The 17,482-nt window shown below is 60.8% G+C and carries 20 protein-coding genes; 12 read left to right on the forward strand and 8 right to left on the reverse strand.

The annotated features are described in order from the left end of the window. Window position 1: 1 nt before the first annotated feature. The 8 genes from proC (at window position 2) to GIW48_RS11620 (ending at window position 5,983) form a co-directional block, all read left to right on the forward strand. Window positions 2–820, forward strand: coding sequence for a pyrroline-5-carboxylate reductase (gene proC, locus GIW48_RS11585; RefSeq protein WP_138454263.1), 819 nt, complete (start codon window positions 2–4; stop codon window positions 818–820). Between the two features lie 25 nt (window positions 821–845). Next, entirely contained in the window at window positions 846–1,433 is a 588-nt protein-coding gene (locus GIW48_RS11590; RefSeq protein WP_017139454.1) for a YggT family protein, read from the forward strand. A 194-nt stretch (window positions 1,434–1,627) separates the two neighbouring features. Then, window positions 1,628–2,767: a homoserine O-succinyltransferase MetX gene (metX, locus tag GIW48_RS11595; RefSeq protein ID WP_138450794.1), complete on the forward strand. Its 1,140-nt coding sequence runs from the start codon at window positions 1,628–1,630 to the stop codon at window positions 2,765–2,767. A 7-nt stretch (window positions 2,768–2,774) separates the two neighbouring features. Next, complete coding sequence (metW, locus tag GIW48_RS11600; protein WP_016972957.1) at window positions 2,775–3,395, forward strand: methionine biosynthesis protein MetW; 621 nt, start codon at window positions 2,775–2,777, stop codon at window positions 3,393–3,395. Between the two features lie 20 nt (window positions 3,396–3,415). Further along, window positions 3,416–3,850 carry a DUF4426 domain-containing protein gene (locus GIW48_RS11605; protein ID WP_138813460.1) on the forward strand — a complete coding sequence of 145 codons (435 nt, stop codon included), beginning with the start codon at window positions 3,416–3,418 and terminating at the stop codon, window positions 3,848–3,850. Continuing rightward, window positions 3,847–4,443 (forward strand): RdgB/HAM1 family non-canonical purine NTP pyrophosphatase, encoded by a 597-nt coding sequence (gene rdgB / locus GIW48_RS11610; protein ID WP_049711104.1) that lies wholly within the window; start codon window positions 3,847–3,849, stop codon window positions 4,441–4,443. Before GIW48_RS11605 ends, rdgB begins: the two co-directional genes overlap by 4 nt. Continuing rightward, complete coding sequence (hemW, locus tag GIW48_RS11615; protein WP_236460544.1) at window positions 4,440–5,642, forward strand: radical SAM family heme chaperone HemW; 1,203 nt, start codon at window positions 4,440–4,442, stop codon at window positions 5,640–5,642. Before rdgB ends, hemW begins: the two co-directional genes overlap by 4 nt. A gap of 17 nt (window positions 5,643–5,659) precedes the next feature. Then, window positions 5,660–5,983: a DUF3392 domain-containing protein gene (locus tag GIW48_RS11620; RefSeq protein ID WP_017139459.1), complete on the forward strand. Its 324-nt coding sequence runs from the start codon at window positions 5,660–5,662 to the stop codon at window positions 5,981–5,983. Between the two features lie 143 nt (window positions 5,984–6,126). Here the strand turns inward: GIW48_RS11620 and trmB are convergent, their stop codons facing one another. The 4 genes from trmB to GIW48_RS11640 form a co-directional block, all read right to left on the reverse strand. Further along, entirely contained in the window at window positions 6,127–6,852 is a 726-nt protein-coding gene (gene trmB / locus GIW48_RS11625; RefSeq protein ID WP_017139460.1) for a tRNA (guanosine(46)-N7)-methyltransferase TrmB, read from the reverse strand. Window positions 6,853–6,861: 9 nt separating this feature from the next. Continuing rightward, window positions 6,862–7,656, reverse strand: coding sequence for a thiazole synthase (locus GIW48_RS11630; RefSeq protein ID WP_017139461.1), 795 nt, complete (start codon window positions 7,654–7,656; stop codon window positions 6,862–6,864). A gap of 65 nt (window positions 7,657–7,721) precedes the next feature. Beyond that, window positions 7,722–7,922, reverse strand: a complete 201-nt coding sequence (thiS, locus tag GIW48_RS11635; RefSeq protein WP_032865944.1) for a sulfur carrier protein ThiS — start codon at window positions 7,920–7,922, stop codon at window positions 7,722–7,724. 71 nt (window positions 7,923–7,993) lie between these two features. After that, on the reverse strand, window positions 7,994–8,371 hold the full coding sequence (locus GIW48_RS11640) for a DUF423 domain-containing protein (RefSeq protein WP_056857688.1): 378 nt from the start codon (window positions 8,369–8,371) through the stop codon (window positions 7,994–7,996). A gap of 74 nt (window positions 8,372–8,445) precedes the next feature. Here GIW48_RS11640 and mtgA point away from each other — a divergent pair, with 74 nt between their 5' ends. After that, on the forward strand, window positions 8,446–9,168 hold the full coding sequence (mtgA, locus tag GIW48_RS11645) for a monofunctional biosynthetic peptidoglycan transglycosylase (protein ID WP_099550332.1): 723 nt from the start codon (window positions 8,446–8,448) through the stop codon (window positions 9,166–9,168). Window positions 9,169–9,363: 195 nt separating this feature from the next. Here the strand turns inward: mtgA and rpoH are convergent, their stop codons facing one another. The 4 genes from rpoH to ftsY all read right to left on the reverse strand — a co-directional run bounded on the left by rpoH (window position 9,364) and on the right by ftsY (window position 13,525). Continuing rightward, window positions 9,364–10,218 carry an RNA polymerase sigma factor RpoH gene (gene rpoH, locus GIW48_RS11650; protein ID WP_017139465.1) on the reverse strand — a complete coding sequence of 285 codons (855 nt, stop codon included), beginning with the start codon at window positions 10,216–10,218 and terminating at the stop codon, window positions 9,364–9,366. A 129-nt stretch (window positions 10,219–10,347) separates the two neighbouring features. Further along, complete coding sequence (gene ftsX, locus GIW48_RS11655; protein ID WP_017139466.1) at window positions 10,348–11,370, reverse strand: permease-like cell division protein FtsX; 1,023 nt, start codon at window positions 11,368–11,370, stop codon at window positions 10,348–10,350. Beyond that, window positions 11,367–12,038 (reverse strand): cell division ATP-binding protein FtsE, encoded by a 672-nt coding sequence (gene ftsE / locus GIW48_RS11660; RefSeq protein WP_186616992.1) that lies wholly within the window; start codon window positions 12,036–12,038, stop codon window positions 11,367–11,369. Before ftsE ends, ftsX begins: the two co-directional genes overlap by 4 nt. Beyond that, the gene (ftsY, locus tag GIW48_RS11665) at window positions 12,035–13,525 is read right to left on the reverse strand and encodes a signal recognition particle-docking protein FtsY (RefSeq protein WP_236472889.1); all 1,491 of its coding nucleotides are present in this window, start codon (window positions 13,523–13,525) and stop codon (window positions 12,035–12,037) included. Before ftsY ends, ftsE begins: the two co-directional genes overlap by 4 nt. A 338-nt stretch (window positions 13,526–13,863) precedes the next feature. On the opposite strand from ftsY, the gene GIW48_RS11670 reads away from it, so the two are divergent. From GIW48_RS11670 to rsmD, 3 genes are read left to right on the forward strand one after another with little or no spacing between them, the layout of a single operon-like run. Continuing rightward, a complete protein-coding gene (locus GIW48_RS11670) occupies window positions 13,864–15,219 on the forward strand; it encodes a M16 family metallopeptidase (RefSeq protein WP_017139467.1) in 1,356 nt (451 codons plus the stop codon). Then, window positions 15,212–16,702: a M16 family metallopeptidase gene (locus GIW48_RS11675; protein ID WP_236460546.1), complete on the forward strand. Its 1,491-nt coding sequence runs from the start codon at window positions 15,212–15,214 to the stop codon at window positions 16,700–16,702. The genes GIW48_RS11670 and GIW48_RS11675 overlap by 8 nt, the downstream gene beginning before the upstream one ends. Next, the gene (gene rsmD, locus GIW48_RS11680; protein WP_056857682.1) at window positions 16,702–17,319 is read left to right on the forward strand and encodes a 16S rRNA (guanine(966)-N(2))-methyltransferase RsmD; all 618 of its coding nucleotides are present in this window, start codon (window positions 16,702–16,704) and stop codon (window positions 17,317–17,319) included. The genes GIW48_RS11675 and rsmD overlap by 1 nt, the downstream gene beginning before the upstream one ends. The last annotated feature ends 163 nt before the right edge of the window (window positions 17,320–17,482 follow it).

Genomic DNA, 17,482 nt, shown 5'->3' on the forward strand with positions numbered 1-17,482 from the left:
CATGAGCAACACGCGTATAGCCTTTATCGGCGCCGGCAACATGGCGGCCAGCCTGATCGGCGGCCTGCGGGCCAAGGGCCTGGAAACCACGCAGATCCGCGCCAGCGACCCCGGCGCCGAGACCCGCACCCGCGTCAGCGCCGAGCACGGTATCGAAACCTTTGCCGATAACGCCGAGGCCATCCAGGGCGTCGACGTGATCGTGCTGGCGGTAAAACCGCAAGCCATGAAGGCCGTGTGCGAAAGCCTGCGCCCGAGCCTGCAACCGCACCAACTGGTGGTGTCGATCGCCGCCGGCATCACCTGCGCCAGCATGAACACCTGGCTCGGTGCCCAGCCGATCGTGCGTTGCATGCCCAACACTCCGGCACTGCTGCGCAAGGGCGTCAGCGGCTTGTACGCCACCTCCGAGGTGACTGCCGAGCAGCGCGACCAGGCTCAGGAACTGCTGTCTGCCGTGGGCCTGGCCGTGTGGCTGGAACAGGAGCAGCAGTTGGACGCGGTCACCGCCGTGTCCGGCAGCGGCCCGGCTTACTTCTTCCTGCTGATCGAAGCCATGACCGCCGCAGGCGTGAAACTGGGCCTGTCACATGAAGTCGCCGAGCAACTGGCCGAGCAAACTGCTTTGGGCGCCGCGAACATGGCGGTCGACAGTGATGTAGACGCTGCCGAGTTGCGCCGTCGCGTGACCTCGCCAGGCGGTACCACGCAGGCCGCCATCGAATCCTTCCAGGCCGGGGGCTTTGAAGCCCTGGTGGAAAAAGCACTGGGTGCCGCAGCACACCGTTCAGCCGAGATGGCTGAGCAACTGGGCAAATAGTCATCCCTTACCAAGGTAATCAAACATGCTCGGAATCAATGACGCTGCCATTTTCATCATCCAGACCCTGGGCAGCCTGTACCTGCTGATCGTGCTGATGCGTTTTATCCTGCAACTGGTGCGGGCGAACTTCTACAACCCGCTGTGCCAATTCGTGGTCAAGGCCACCCAACCGCTGCTCAAGCCACTGCGCCGGGTAGTGCCGAGCATGTTCGGCCTGGACATGTCCTCGCTGGTGCTGGCACTGCTGCTGCAAATCCTGTTGTTTGTAGTGATCCTGATGCTCAACGGCTACCAGGCGTTCACCGTGCTGCTGTTGCCATGGGGCTTGATCGGAATCTTCTCGCTGTTTTTGAAGATCATTTTCTGGTCGATGATCATCAGCGTGATTCTGTCGTGGGTCGCACCCGGCAGCCGCAGCCCGGGTGCTGAGTTGGTAGCCCAGATCACCGAACCGGTGTTGGCACCGTTCCGTCGCCTGATCCCGAACCTGGGCGGCCTGGATATCTCGCCAATCTTCGCGTTTATCGCGATCCAGCTGCTGCAAAGCTGGGTGATTCCGCGCTTGGCCTACTATGCGTTCATGCCTAAAGAGCTGTTCGGCCTGATCTGATAGGTGGGAGCTGGCTTGCCTGCGATGCAGGCTCCTCGGTGTGTCAGTCTCACCTTGGTGATGCAATCGCAGGCAAGCCAGCTCCCACACAAGCCAGTGCTGATATCTGTATCTGCGTACTGGTGCAGGCCTTTGCTTGCCGCTGGGGTCACCGCTCTTTAGACTTACGCCTCATTTAAACGAGAGCAGGGTCGATGCCAGCTGCCTTCCCCCCCGATTCTGTTGGACTGGTCGTGCCCCAAGTGGCGCACTTCAGCGAACCGCTGGCCCTGGCCTGCGGCCGTTCGCTGCCTGCCTACGACCTGATCTATGAAACCTACGGCCAGTTGAACGCCACGGCGAGCAACGCCGTGCTGATCTGCCACGCCCTGTCCGGCCATCATCACGCCGCTGGCTTTCACAGTGCCGACGAGCGCAAGCCCGGCTGGTGGGACAGCTGCATCGGCCCCGGCAAGCCCATCGACACCAACAAATTCTTTGTGGTCAGCCTGAACAACCTCGGCGGCTGCAATGGTTCCACCGGCCCGAGCAGCCTCAACCCGGAAACCGGCAAGCCGTTCGGCGCCGACTTCCCGGTGCTGACCGTGGAAGACTGGGTGCACAGCCAGGCGCGCCTTGCCGACTTGCTGGGCATCAACCAATGGGCCGCCGTGATCGGCGGCAGCCTGGGCGGCATGCAGGCGCTGCAATGGACCATCTCTTATCCGGATCGCGTGCGCCATTGCCTGGCCATCGCCTCGGCCCCAAAACTGTCGGCGCAGAACATCGCGTTCAACGAAGTGGCACGCCAGGCCATCCTCACCGACCCCGAGTTCCACGGCGGTTCGTTCCAGGAAGCCGGTGTGATCCCCAAGCGCGGCTTGATGCTGGCGCGGATGGTCGGGCATATCACCTACCTGTCCGATGACTCCATGGGCGAAAAATTCGGCCGTGGGCTCAAGAGCGAAAAGCTCAACTACGACTTCCACAGTGTCGAGTTCCAGGTCGAAAGCTACCTGCGTTACCAGGGCGAGGAGTTCTCGGGGCGCTTCGACGCCAACACTTACTTGCTGATGACCAAGGCGCTGGACTACTTCGACCCGGCCGCCAACCACGACGACGACCTGGCGAAAACCTTCGAGCACGCCACGGCCAAGTTCTGCGTGATGTCATTCACCACCGATTGGCGCTTCTCGCCAGCGCGTTCGCGTGAACTGGTGGACGCCTTGATGGCCGCACGCAAAGACGTCTGCTACCTCGAGATCGATGCTCCGCAAGGCCATGACGCCTTCCTGATTCCGATCCCACGCTACCTGCAGGCTTTCAGCAACTACATGAACCGCATTACTTTGTGAGAACGCCATGAGAGCCGACCTGGAAATCATCCAAGACTGGATCCCCGCCGGCAGCCGCGTGCTCGACCTGGGCTGCGGTGATGGCGAACTGCTCAGCTGGCTGCGCGACAACAAGCAAGTCACCGGGTATGGCCTGGAAAACGACCCGGACAACATCGCCCAGTGCGTGGCCAAGGGCATCAACGTGATCGAGCAGGACCTGGACAAGGGCCTGGGCAACTTTGCCAGCAACAGTTTCGATATCGTGGTGATGACCCAGGCCCTGCAAGCGGTGCATTACCCGGACCGCATCCTCGACGAGATGCTGCGCGTGGGCCGTCAGTGCATCATTACCTTCCCCAACTTCGGCCACTGGCGCTGCCGCTGGTACCTGGCGACCAAGGGCCGCATGCCGGTCTCGGACTTCCTGCCATACACCTGGTACAACACGCCGAACATCCACTTCTGTACGTTTGAAGACTTCGAAGCCCTGTGCGGCGAGCGTGAAGCCAAGGTGATCAACCGCCTTGCCGTCGATCAACAGCACCGCCATGGGTGGGCGAGTAAGCTATGGCCTAATCTGTTGGGCGAAATTGGTATCTACCGGGTCAGCAGCCCTGGCCTGACCGACCACAAGATTGCCGTCTAATTATTTCAAGAGGGACGCTTATGAGTCGTTTGGCTATTTTTTTATTGACTGCACTGCTGGGCGCCAACGCCATGGCCGCCGATGTTATCGACCCTAATCGCACCAAAGAATTTGGTGATATCACCGTGCGTTACAACACCTTTACCTCCAGCTTCCTGCAACCCGAAACCGCTCAAGCGGTGGGCGTGGTACGCAGCAAGAACAAAGGCTTGATCAATGTGTCGGTGTTCAAAGGCGTGACGCCTGTGGTGGCGCAAGTCACCGGCACCATCAAGGACTTGAGCGGTAAGAGTGAAGTGCTGACGTTTAAGCAAATCACCGAAAAAGGCGTGACCAATTACCTGGCCCCTTACTCAGTGCCGCAACAAGAATTCAAGACCTTCACTATCAATGTTGAAACTGGCGGCAAGGCCCACGGTTTCAGTTTTGTCCAAGAACTTTTCCCGGCCGAATAATGAACCTCACCCAACTCGTACTGGCCAGCCATAACGCCGGCAAACTCAAAGAACTCCAGGCCATGCTCGGCGACTCCGTGCAACTGCGCTCGATCGGAGAGTTCAGCCAGGTAGAGCCGGAAGAGACCGGCCTGTCGTTTGTTGAAAACGCCATCCTCAAGGCCCGCAATGCCGCACGCATCTCCGGCCTGCCGGCACTCGCGGACGACTCGGGCCTGGCCGTGGACTTCCTCGGCGGCGCACCGGGCATCTACTCGGCGCGGTATGCCGATGGCAAAGGCGACGCGGCCAACAACGCCAAACTGCTGGACGCCCTCAAGGACGTGCCGGACGCGATGCGCGGCGCACAGTTTGTCTGCGTGCTGGCGCTGGTTCGCCACGCTGATGACCCGTTGCCGATTCTGTGCGAAGGCCTGTGGCACGGGCGCATCCTGCATGCCGCCAGTGGCGAGCATGGCTTTGGCTATGACCCGCTGTTCTGGGTGCCGGAGCGCAATGTCTCCAGCGCCGAACTGAGCCCGGCCGACAAGAACCAGATCAGCCACCGCGCCCGCGCAATGGATTTGCTGCGCCAACGCCTGAGCCTGAAATGACCCAAAACACCTCTGCGCAGCCGCTGATCCACGGCGGCGCGCAAACGCCTCGGGCGGCCTTGTCGGTGCTGCCGCCCCTGGCGCTGTACATCCACATCCCGTGGTGCGTGCGCAAATGCCCGTATTGCGACTTCAACTCCCACACCGCCAGCAAAGTGCTGCCGGAAGAAGAGTACGTAGACGCATTGCTGGCCGACCTTGATCAAGACCTGCATGCGGTTTACGGCCGTGAACTAAGCTCGATTTTCTTCGGTGGCGGCACGCCCAGCCTGTTCAGCGCCGCCGCGCTGGGGCGCCTGCTCAAAGGCGTGCAAGCCCGTATCCCGTTTGCCAACGACATCGAAATCACCCTGGAAGCCAACCCTGGCACCTTCGAGCAAGAGAAGTTCGTGGCGTACCGCAAGCTGGGGATCAATCGCCTGTCCATCGGCATCCAGAGCTTTCAGCAGGAAAAGCTTGAAGCCCTGGGCCGTATCCACAATGGCGATGAAGCCGTACGCGCCGCCGGCATGGCACGCCAGGCCGGGTTCGATAATTTCAACCTGGACTTGATGCACGGCTTGCCCGATCAGTCACTGGACGATGCCCTGAGCGACTTGCGCCAGGCCATCGCATTGAAGCCAACGCACTTGTCCTGGTATCAGCTGACGCTGGAACCCAACACCGTATTTTGGAACCAGCCGCCCGCGCTGCCGGAAGACGACACGCTGTGGGACATTCAGGAAGCTGGCCAGGCACTGCTGGCCGAACACGGTTACGCGCAATATGAAGTGTCGGCCTATGCCCAACCGGGCCGCCCGGCACGGCATAACCTGAATTACTGGAGCTTCGGCGACTTTATCGGCATCGGCGCGGGCGCCCACGGCAAGCTCAGCCATCCGGACGGGCGCATCGTGCGCACCTGGAAAACCCGGGCGCCAAAGGACTACCTCAACCCGGCAAAAAGTTTCCAGGCCGGGGCGAAAGAACTGACCAATGAGGAGCTGCCGTTCGAGTTCCTGATGAACGCTTTGCGCCTCACCGAAGGCGTTGAATCCAAGCTGTACGCCGAACGCACCGGCCTCGACCTGGCCAGCCTCGACGAAGGCCGCCAGCAGGCAGAACAAAGTGGCTTAATGCAGGTCGAACCGTCACGCCTGGCGGCCACCGACCGTGGGCAACTCTTTCTCAATGACCTGTTGCAGAAGTTTTTGAGCTGACGCTCTAAGGAAATCACATGGATTTGGTACTCGACCTGCTCGCCACCGTGTCCCGCTGGAGCCGTAGCAACCTGTCGGAAATCTCCCTGGCCCTTGTCGGTTGTTTGCTGGTGTTGTTTGGCGCGGATATCAAAGGCTGGATCGAAGGCCGCTTGGGCAGCATCGCCGGAGCATTGCGCGTACCGTTGATGGCGCTGGTATGCATGATCGGCAGCGGCGCAGCCTTGCTGTATGCCACGCCGTGGATTGTGCGGGGGCTGAGCCAGTTTAATAACTACAGTTTGGCGCCAGTGTTGGTGGTGGTGCTGGTGTTGATTGGCGTAGTCGCCGACCGCCGCTGATTCCAAAGCCCAACACAAAACAACTGTGGGAGCTGGCTTGCCTGCGATGCAGGCACCTCGGTGTATCTGTGATACTGAGGTGATGCTATCGCAGGCAAGCCAGCTCCCACAGTTGATTGCACTCCAAGCCGGCTATTGGCTTGTCAGTCAACCTTCTCGAACTTCAAATCCCAAACCCCATGCCCCAGTCGCTCGCCGCGGCGTTCGAACTTGGTGATCGGGCGCTCGGCCGGGCGCGGCACGCATTTGCCGTCTTCGGCCAGGTTGCGGTAGCCAGGCGCTACGTCCATCACTTCCAGCATGTATTCGGCATACGGCTCCCAGTCTGTGGCCATGTGCAGAATGCCACCCACTTTCAGCTTGCTGCGCACCAGCTCCGCGAAGGAAGCCTGGACGATACGGCGTTTGTGGTGACGCGATTTGTGCCATGGGTCCGGGAAGAACAGCATCAGGCGGTCGAGGCTGTTGTCGGCGATGCAGCGGTTGAGTACTTCAATCGCGTCGCAGTCGTAGACTCGCAGGTTGGTCAGGCCTTGGGTCAGTACGCCGTTAAGCAGCGCGCCGACACCTGGGCGGTGCACTTCCACCCCGATAAAGTCCTGGTCCGGCGCGGCCGCGGCCATTTCCAGCAGGGAGTGGCCCATGCCGAAACCGATTTCCAGGGAACGCGGGGCCGAACGGCCGAACACCTGGTCGTAGTCCACCGGCGCGTCGGCCAATGGCAACACGAACAGCGGCGTACCTTGCTCCAGGCCCTTTTGCTGGCCTTCGGTCATGCGGCCGGCGCGCATCACAAAACTCTTGATGCGGCGGTGCTTGGACTCGTCGCCTTCTTCCACGGTGTTCGGCGTTTCGTTTGATTCAGTCATCAATGGCTCTTACTTGATCAGACCATCCAGCGGCGAGGAGGCGCTGGCGTACAGTTTTTTCGGCATGCGACCGGCGAGGTAGGCCAAGCGGCCCGCGACGATTGCGTGTTGCATGGCTTGGGCCATCATGACCGGCTGCTGGGCATGGGCGATGGCCGAGTTCATCAGCACCGCGTCGCAACCCAGCTCCATGGCGATGGTAGCGTCGGAGGCAGTGCCCACGCCCGCGTCCACCAGCACCGGAATCCTGGCTTCTTCGAGGATGATTTGCAGGTTGTACGGGTTGCAGATGCCCAGGCCAGAACCGATCAGGCCGGCCAGCGGCATCACGGCGATGCAGCCGATTTCGGCCAATTGGCGAGCGATGATCGGGTCATCACTGGTGTAGACCATCACGTCGAAGCCTTCCTTGACCAGGGTTTCGGCGGCCTTGAGGGTTTCGATCACGTTGGGGAACAGGGTTTTCTGATCGGCCAGCACTTCCAGTTTCACCAGGTTGTGGCCGTCAAGCAGCTCACGGGCCAGGCGGCAGGTGCGCACGGCTTCGATGGCATCGTAGCAACCGGCAGTGTTCGGCAGGAAGGTGTAGCGATCCGGCGACAACACTTCGAGCAGGTTCGGTTCGCCTTCGATCTGGCCGAGGTTGGTGCGGCGCACGGCAAACGTCACGATCTCGGCACCCGAGGCTTCGATGGCCAGACGGGTTTCTTCCATGTCGCGGTACTTGCCGGTGCCAACCAGCAGGCGGGACTGGTAGGTACGACCGGCCAGGACGAAGGGCTTGTCGCTACGAACGATGCTCATGGGAAATCCTCGAATTGGGGTGAGGTTCTGCAGAATGCGGGTTGACGCCCTTGAGCGCCGGGCGGCTAGCCGCCGCCGATGGCGTGGACCACTTCGACCTGATCACCTTCGGTGAGCGCGGTTTCGGCATGCTGGCTACGCGGGACGATATCCAGGTTGAGCTCCACTGCGACTCGGCGTCCGGTCAGGTCCAGACGGGTCAGCAGGGCCGCAACGGTTTCACCGTCGGGCAGTTCAAAGGATTCGCCGTTCAACTGAATGCGCATGCCACGGGCCGCCATCGTTTTTAGGGGCCAGCATTCTAGCCCGATCAGCGTGGCTGACCCAAGTCCCTTGGTCAGGCTACCTGTAGACGCCACGCAGTCAAACCGAGGAAGAACCAGCCGAGCAAGAAGGCCAGACCACCAAACGGCGTGATGATGCCGAGCTTGCTGATGCCGGTCAGGGTCAGCGCATACAGACTGCCCGAGAACAGCAGGATGCCGACGGTAAAGGAGATGCCCGCCCAGCTGACCAATCGGCCAGGAATATGCGCGGCCAGCAACGCTACGCCGAACAGCGCCAGGGCGTGCACCAACTGGTAGGTGACGCCCGTATGGAAGATCGCCAGGTACTCGGCGCTCAGGCGGTTTTTCAGGCCGTGGGCGGCAAAGGCGCCCAGGGCGACGCCGGTAAAGCCGAAAAAGGCAGCCAGCATCAGAAAGCTACGCAGCATGAGGAACTCCAGTCAGACTCGAGGGGCAGGGTCTGTATAATGGCCCGCTCAACGGGTTCGGCCAAGCCATCTCTATGCTGCGTCTCCTCTTCAAGCGCTTTCTTAAAGTCATTAAATGGTTTGCCATCGGCAGTGTGCTGCTGGTGCTGCTGTTTCGTGTGGTGCCGCCGCCGTTCACCGCGTTGATGGTGGAGCGCAAGATCGAATCCTGGATCGACGGCGAGCCGATCGATGTGCAGCGCACCTGGGTGCCGTGGGATGAGATATCCGACGAACTGAAAGTGGCGGTAATGGCGGGTGAAGACCAGCGTTTCCCGCAGCATTGGGGTTTTGACTTCGGCGCGATCCAGGCGGCGCTGCTGCACAACGAGCGCGGCGGTTCGATTCGCGGCGCCAGCACTCTGAGCCAGCAAGTGTCAAAGAACCTGTTTTTGTGGACCGGTCGCAGTTATCTGCGCAAAGGCCTGGAAGCCTGGTTTACCGCACTGATCGAAGTGTTGTGGCCCAAGCAGCGGATTCTTGAGGTGTACCTCAATAGCGTGGAGTGGGATGAAGGCGTGTTTGGCGCAGAGGCCGCCGCGCGGCATCACTTTGGCGTGAGTGCCAAAGCGCTTTCCCGTCAGCAGGCCAGCTATCTGGCGGCGGTTTTGCCCAACCCTCGAGTGTGGAGTGCCAGCCATCCAACAGCCTATGTGGCACGGCGAGCGGCATGGATTCGGCAGCAGATGAGCCAGTTGGGCGGGGATGGTTACTTGGTGGAGTTGAATAACTCCCGCAAAGCCCCCTGGTCCGATTGACACACTGCACTACCCATGTGGGAGCTGGCTTGCCTGCGATAGCGGTGGGTTAAACTACCCATGTGTTAGCTGATACTGCCTCATCGCAGGCAAGCCAGCTCCCACAGTGGACCGAGTTGAGCTTGAGATTTTCGACTGCAAACAAAAATGCCCCAATCTTTCGATCGGGGCATTTTTTTGTCTTATCGCAGCGTTTTAAGCGGCGATCGACAACTTCAGCTTGTTCATCGCGCTTTTCTCAAGCTGACGAATCCGCTCGGCCGACACGTTGTACTTCTGTGCCAGGTCGTGCAGCGTGGCTTTTTCTTCAGCCAGCCAGCGCTGATAGAGGATGTCACGGCTACGGTCGTCCAGCACTTCCAGCGCTTCGTGCAGGTTCTGGTTGGAGTTGTCGCTCCAGTCGGCGTCTTCCAGTTGACGCGCCGGGTCGTACCGGTGGTCTTCCAGGTAGTTGGCCGGCGATTGGAAGGCGCTGTCGTCGTCCGCTTCAGCGGCCGGGTCGAAGGCCATATCATGGCCGGTCAGGCGACTTTCCATCTCGCGCACTTCACGCGGCTCCACGCCGAGGCTTTCGGCCACGCGGTGGACTTCCTCGTTATTCAGCCACGCCAGGCGTTTTTTCTGGCTGCGCAGGTTGAAGAACAGCTTGCGCTGGGCCTTGGTGGTCGCGACTTTCACGATGCGCCAGTTGCGCAGGATGAACTCGTGGATTTCCGCCTTGATCCAGTGCACGGCAAACGATACCAGGCGCACGCCCATCTCAGGGTTGAAGCGCTTTACAGCCTTCATCAGGCCGACGTTGCCTTCCTGGATCAGGTCAGCCTGGGCCAACCCGTAGCCGCTATAGCTACGGGCGATATGTACGACAAAACGCAGGTGGGCGAGCACCATCTGCCGAGCCGCCCCCAAATCCTGCTCATAGTAGAGACTCTCGGCCAGTTCACGCTCCTGCTCGGGCGTCAGCAATGGAATGCTGTTGACCGTGTGCACATAGGCCTCCAGGTTCGCACCCGGGACCAGAGCATAAGCAGGTTGCAAAGAAGTGGTCATACGAAAAAACCTCCGACTCACATAACTCGTGCAGTTCAGCACTGCGAAAATTGACCGGGAACCGTAGGACAAGTTCCCTAAACCACCAATACGGTAAATACAAACGAAACCACATTAATCTGACATTAACTACTTCGGTGCCAGCTCACGTAAATGACGAGCGACCGCAATCCAGGCACCGATATACCCCAACAAGACGGCACCAAGCAAGAGACTCAGACCGTCGGCGACCGGCACGCCGGCCAGGGCAAAATCGCTGCCGTACAAACCGGCCAGCCCTACTACCGCGTCGTTGAGCCAGTTCAAGCCAAAAGCCAAAACGCCCCAGGACAAAATCCCGGCACCGAAGCCATAAAGCGCGCCCATGTACAGAAAAGGCCTACGCACATAGCTGTCTGTGCCGCCGACCAGTTTAATCACTTCTATCTCGGTGCGGCGGTTTTCAATATGAAGACGAATGGTATTACCTATCACCAAAAGTAATGCAGACACCAACAACACCGTGAGACCGAACACAAAGCGGTCGCCCAACTTGAGAATGGCCGCCAGACGCTCTACCCAGACTAGATCAAGTTGTGCCTGTTGTACCTTGGGCATCTCTGCGAGTTTTTGTCGCAGGGCCTCAAGCGCTGGCTTGTCGACTTCGTTCGGCGTCACCAGCACCACGCCCGGCAGCGGGTTCTGCGGCAGCTCTTTAAGCGCCTCACCCAGGCCTGATTGCTGCTGGAACTCTTCAAGGGCCTGATCGCGGCTGATGTATTCGGCATCCGCCACGCCCGGCAGGTTCTTGATGTCGTCGCGCAGGTTCTCGCCATCTTTGGCGCTGGTGTCGAGGTCCAGGTACAGCGAAATCTGCGCCGCGCGCTGCCAGGAACCGCCCAGGCGCTCTACATTATTAAGCAGCAGCGACAAACCCATCGGCAGGCTCAGTGCCACGGCCATTACCAGGCAGGTGAAAAAGCTGCCGATCGGCTGCTTGCCCAGGCGGCGCAGGCTGTCGACCAAGCTGGCACGATGGCTTTCGATCCAGGCGCGCAGCAGCGTGGCGAAATCCGGGCCATCATCTTCGTCGCGTTTTTTCTTCGGCGGTTGCGGGTCGGCGGCTTTTGGCGCCACACGCTCGGAAACCTTGGGGCTGCGAGTCGCACTCATACGCCAGCCTCCCCGTCGCCGATCAGGCGGCCGCGTTGCAGGGTCAGCATGCGGTGGCGCATACGGGCGATCAGTGCCAGGTCGTGACTGGCGATCAATACGCTGGTGCCCAGGCGGTTGATGTCTTCGAACACGCCCATGATCTCAGCCGCCAGACGCGGGTCGAGGTTACCGGTAGGTTCGTCCGCCAGCAACAAGGCCGGGCGGTGGACAATGGCGCGGGCGATGCCGACGCGCTGTTGTTGGCCGGTGGACAGGTCGCCCGGGTAAAGGTCGGTCTTGTCCGACAGTGCCACGCGCTCCAGGGCCGAATCCACACGCTTGACGACTTCAGCCTTGGACAAGCCGAGAATCTGCAGCGGCAAAGCAATGTTGTTGAACACCGTACGATCGAACAGCAACTGGTGGTTCTGGAACACCACGCCGATCTGGCGGCGCAGGAACGGGATCTGTGCATTGCTGATGGTGGCCAGATCCTGGCCGGCCAGCAGCAGCTTGCCGGTGGTCGGGCGCTCCATCGCCAGCAACAGCCGCAACAGCGTACTTTTACCGGCGCCCGAGTGGCCGGTTACAAACAGAAACTCGCCACGCCGTACTCGAAAGCTCAGCTCATGCAAGCCCACATGCCCATTGGCGTAGCGTTTACCGACCTGTTCGAATCGAATCATGAACGCTCCCGCTCGGCGAAAAGTGCCTGTACAAAGGGTTCGGCTTCAAAGGTGCGCAGGTCGTCGATACCTTCACCGACACCGATATAACGAATCGGCAACCCGAACTGTTTGGCCAGGGCGAAGATCACACCACCCTTGGCCGTGCCGTCGAGCTTAGTCAATGCCAGGCCGGTCAGTTGCACCGTCTGGTTGAATTGTTTGGCCTGGCTGATGGCGTTCTGGCCAGTGCCGGCGTCGAGCACCAGAAGCACTTCGTGCGGGGCGTCGGCGTCGAGCTTGCCAATTACGCGGCGCACTTTCTTCAGCTCTTCCATCAGGTTGTCTTTGGTGTGCAGGCGACCGGCGGTATCAGCGATCAACACATCGATGTTACGGGCCTTGGCAGCCTGCACGGCATCGAAAATCACCGAGGCGGAATCGGCGCCGGTGTGCTGGGCGATGACCGGGATCTTGTTGCGCTCACCCCAGACCTGCAACTGCTCCACGGCAGCGGCGCGGAAGGTGTCACCGGCGGCGAGCATGACTTTTTTGCCTTCCGACTGCAGCTTCTTGGCCAACTTGCCGATGGTGGTGGTTTTGCCGGCGCCGTTGACGCCGACGACCAGGATCACGAACGGCTTGTTCGGCGTGATCACCAGCGGCGCTTCCACCGGCTTGAGCATCGCAGCCAGTTCGGCCTGAAGGGATTTGTAGAGCGCATCGGCGTCGGTCAACTGCTTGCGCGCAACCTTCTGGGTCAGGCTCTGGATGATCACGGCAGTGGCTTCGACGCCCACGTCGGCGGTCAACAGACGGGTTTCGATGTCTTCCAGCAGCTCGTCATCAATAACCTTCTTGCCCAGGAACAGGCTGGCCATGCCTTCGCCGATACTGGCGCTGGTTTTGCTCAGGCCTTGCTTGAGGCGGGCGAAGAAGCCGGTTTTGCTGGTTTCAGCGGGAGCAACAACGGGCTCCGGGGCGACCGGCGGCTCGATAATGGCGGGGGCGGCAACCACCACAGGTGCCGGCGCTGGCTCTGGCGCTGGCGCTGGCTCTGGCTCTGGCTCTGGCTCTGGCTCTGGCTCTGGCTCTGGCTCTGGCTCAACAGTGACGGGCGCAGGCGCTTCGACTACCACTGCAACCGGCTCAATGACCACAGGAATCGGCGGCGTGACGTGCTCGGCTTGTACATCTTCAACCAGTGCCACAGGCTCTTCAGCCACCGGCAGTTCCAACCACGGTTTGTGCTCTGGCTCTGGCTCTGGCTCTGGCTCTGGCTCTGGCTCGGGCGCAGGCTCAACCAACGGTTGCAACACCGGCTCGGCCATCGGCAACACCACTGGCGCGGGCGGCTCAGCATCTACGATGGGCTCTGGAATCGGCTCAGGCTGAACCTGTGGCTGTTCGACGACGGTTTCCTGCGGCTTTTTGCGCAGCCATCCGAACAGGCCTTTTTTCTCGCCAGCCGCAGCTGGACTCTTCTTGTCGTCGTTGGAACCAAACATGGAGGACGGCTATCTCAAAGTAGCGATGCGCCAGGGCGCCTCGGTAAATAAATTCGATGCAGAACAGACTGCTTTAACGCTCGCTTGTTCATGCGCAACATTTTGTAAGGCGTAAATAAAGGCCTCAACAAATCGTTTCAATAAAGGACTGAAGCGACAAAATCGGCGAAAAGTAGAAGATCGTCGGGGAAACCCAGCGCCAATTCCTACATTCCTACGACTGAAACCGGGACAAGATGACTGCCACAGTGGCCCTGTCCAAACCGGATCAGTATCCTAGCACCTCCTCGCCCGCCTAGGCTAAGACCAAGCGGGTAGCCCAACAGGTTAAAACACGAATGATTGCTCTAGCCCGCCGCGCCGCAGGCCTGCTGCTCAGCACAGTTTGTCTGCCTCTTTCAGCCTTGGCTGCCGACCCACAACCCACCCATGAATTCACCCTCGATAACGGCCTTAAAGTGGTCGTGCGCGAAGACCATCGCGCGCCGGTGGTGGTTTCCCAGGTCTGGTACAAGGTCGGTTCGAGCTACGAAACCCCGGGCCAGACCGGTTTGTCCCATGCCCTGGAACACATGATGTTCAAGGGCAGCGCCAAAGTCGGTCCCGGCGAAGCCTCGCTGATCCTGCGTGACCTGGGCGCTGAAGAAAACGCCTTCACCAGCGACGACTACACCGCGTATTACCAGGTACTGGCGCGTGACCGCCTGGGCGTCGCTTTCGAGCTGGAAGCCGACCGCATGGCCAGCCTGCGCCTGCCGGCCGATGAGTTCAGCCGCGAAATCGAGGTGATCAAGGAAGAACGCCGCCTGCGCACCGACGACAACCCGATGTCCAAGGCCTACGAGCGCTTCAAGGCGATGGCCTACCCGGCCAGCGGCTATCACACACCCACCATCGGCTGGATGGCCGACCTTGAGCGCATGAAGGTTGAAGAACTGCGCCACTGGTACCAGTCCTGGTATGTGCCGAACAACGCCACACTGGTGGTGGTCGGCGACGTGACGCCGGACGAGGTCAAGAAACTCGCCGAACGTTACTTCGGCCCAATCCCCAAGCGTGATGTGCCACCCGCCAAGATCCCGCTGGAACTGGCCGAACCTGGCGAGCGCTTGCTGACCCTGCACGTGCAGACCCAACTGCCGAGCGTGATCCTCGGTTTCAACGTGCCGGGCCTGGCGACTGCCGAAGACAAGCGCTCGGTGCAAGCCCTGCGCCTGCTCTCGGCCCTGCTCGATGGCGGCTACAGCGCGCGTATCTCGGAACAGCTGGAGCGCGGTGAAGAACTCGTCTCCGGCGCGTCCACCAGCTACGACGCCTATACCCGTGGTGACAGCCTGTTCACATTGAGCGCCACGCCGAATCAGCAGAAGAAAAAGACCATTGCCCAGGCCGAAGCCGGCCTGTGGCGCCTGCTGGACGAGTTGAAAGCCAAGCCGCCGACCACCGAAGAACTGGAGCGTATCCGCGCCCAAGTGATTGCCGGCGTGGTTTACCAACGTGATTCCATCACCAGCCAGGCCACGGCCATCGGCTCGCTGGAAACCGTCGGCCTGTCCTGGAAACTCATGGACACCGAGCTTGCCGACCTGCAAAGCGTGACCCCGGAAGATATCCAGAAAGCCGCGCGCACCTACTTCACCCGCGAACGTTTGAGCGTCGCCCATGTTTTGCCCGAGGAGACCGCTCATGAGTAATCGCAAAAGCAGCCGCCTGATCTTCCCCGGCCTGGTCGTCGTCACCCTGATCGCCGCCAGCGCCGTGTACTTCCTGCGCCCGAGTGAATCGGTGGCCAGCCAGGCGCTGGACAAGGCGCAATCGGCCAACAAACTGCAATCTTTGGCAGAACTGGACGGCAAGGCGCCGACCAACCGCAAGCTCGACGTGCAAACCTGGACCACCGCCGAGGGCGCCAAGGTGCTGTTCGTCGAAGCCCACGAACTGCCAATGTTCGACATGCGCATCCTGTTCGCCGCCGGCAGCAGCCAGGACGGCAATACCCCAGGCGTTGCGTTGCTGACCAACGCCATGCTCAACGAAGGCATACCGGGCAAGGATGTCAGCCAGATCGCCAGCGGCTTTGAAGGCCTGGGTGCCGACTTCGGCAACGGCGCTTATCGCGACATGGCGTTGGTGTCCCTGCGCAGCCTGAGCGACAGCGGCAAGCGCGACGCGGCCCTGACGCTGTTTGACCAAGTGATCGGCAAGCCGACTTTCCCGGCCGACTCCCTGGCGCGCATCAAAAACCAGATTCTTGCCGGTTTTGAGTACCAGAAACAGAACCCAGGCAAGCTGGCCAGCCTTGAGTTGTTCAAGCGGTTGTACGGCGACCACCCTTACGCGCACCCGAGCGAAGGCACGCCTGAGAGCATTCCGGCGATTACCCTGGCGCAGTTGCAGGCCTTCCACGCCAAAGCATACGCAGCAGGCAATGCGGTGATTGCCGTGGTGGGCGATCTGACTCGCGCCGACGCTGAGGCCATGACGGCCAAGGTCTCCGCATCGCTGCCCAAAGGCCCGGCCCTGGCCAAGATCGCCCAGCCGACCGAGCCGAAAGCTGGCCTGAGCCATATCGAGTTCCCGTCCAAGCAAACCCATTTACTGTTCGCGCAACTGGGCATCGACCGCGCCGACCCGGACTACGCCGCCTTGTCCCTGGGCAACCAGATCCTCGGCGGTGGTGGTTTCGGCACCCGCTTGATGAGCGAAGTGCGTGAGAAGCGCGGCCTGACCTACGGCGTTTACTCCGGTTTCTCGCCGATGCAGGTACGTGGTCCGTTCATGATCAACCTGCAGACCCGCGCCGAAATGAGCGGCGGCACCCTGCGCCTGATTGAAGACGTGCTGGCCGACTACCTCAAGACCGGCCCGACGCAAAAGGAACTGGACGACGCCAAGCGTGAGCTGGCCGGTAGCTTCCCACTGTCTACCGCAAGCAACGCCGATATCGTCGGGCAGCTGGGCGCCATGGGTTTCTATAACCTGCCGCTGAGCTATCTTGAGGATTTCATGAAACAATCCCAGGCCCTGACCGTAGAGCAGGTCAAGGCTGCAATGAATAAACACTTGAGCGCCGACAAGATGGTCATCGTGACCGCCGGCCCGACGATTGCGCAAAAGCCACTACCGCCCCCCACTGATAAACCCGCCGAGCAGCCGCTCGGGGTTCCGGAGCATTAATGGCCAGTTCATCTCGCCCGAAAAAACCTGTCCACAACGTGCATAACGGTGTGGGCCAACTGCGCATCATTGGCGGTGAATGGGGCAGCCGCAAGCTGAGTTTCCCTGACGTCGTGGGCCTGCGCCCAACGCCGGATCGCGTGCGTGAAACCCTGTTCAACTGGCTCGCGCCGTATATCGGCGGCGCCAAGGTACTGGACCCGTTCGCCGGCAGCGGCGCGCTGTTCCTCGAAGCGCTGTCCCGTGGCGCCGCCCAGGGCCAGGCGCTGGATGCCAGCAATGTGGCGGTGTCCAGCCTCAAGGAACACCTGGGCACACTGCGCTGCACCACCGGCCAGGTGCAGACAGCCGATGCGCTGCGCTACCTGGAAACCCAGGCGGCCAGCGAATACGACGTGGTGTTCCTCGACCCGCCGTTCAACCAGAACCTGTTGCCGACGGTGTGTGCGCTGCTGGAAGAGCGCCAGTGGCTGGCACCCGATGCGTGGATCTACACTGAAAGCGAGACCGCGCCGTCTACCCTCGGCCTGCCGGGCAGCTGGCGCCTGCACCGAGAGCAGAAGTCCGGTCGCGTGTATTACGCGTTGTGGCATCGGTTGGTTGAAAGCGCCGCTTAACCTTAGGTAAATCTTGTAGTGAGCGGGCTTGTCGTGGCGGCCAGGATGGTTGTGGCGAGCAGGCTTGCCCTGCGTTGGGCTGCGAAGCAGCCCCCTTTACAGGCAACGCGAACCTACAAATAGAATGCGGCGACTTTACTGGGGCCGCTTCGCAGCCCAACGG

This window comes from Pseudomonas sp. PA-6-3C (assembly GCF_021605825.1).
GTDB lineage: Bacteria > Pseudomonadota > Gammaproteobacteria > Pseudomonadales > Pseudomonadaceae > Aquipseudomonas > Aquipseudomonas edaphica.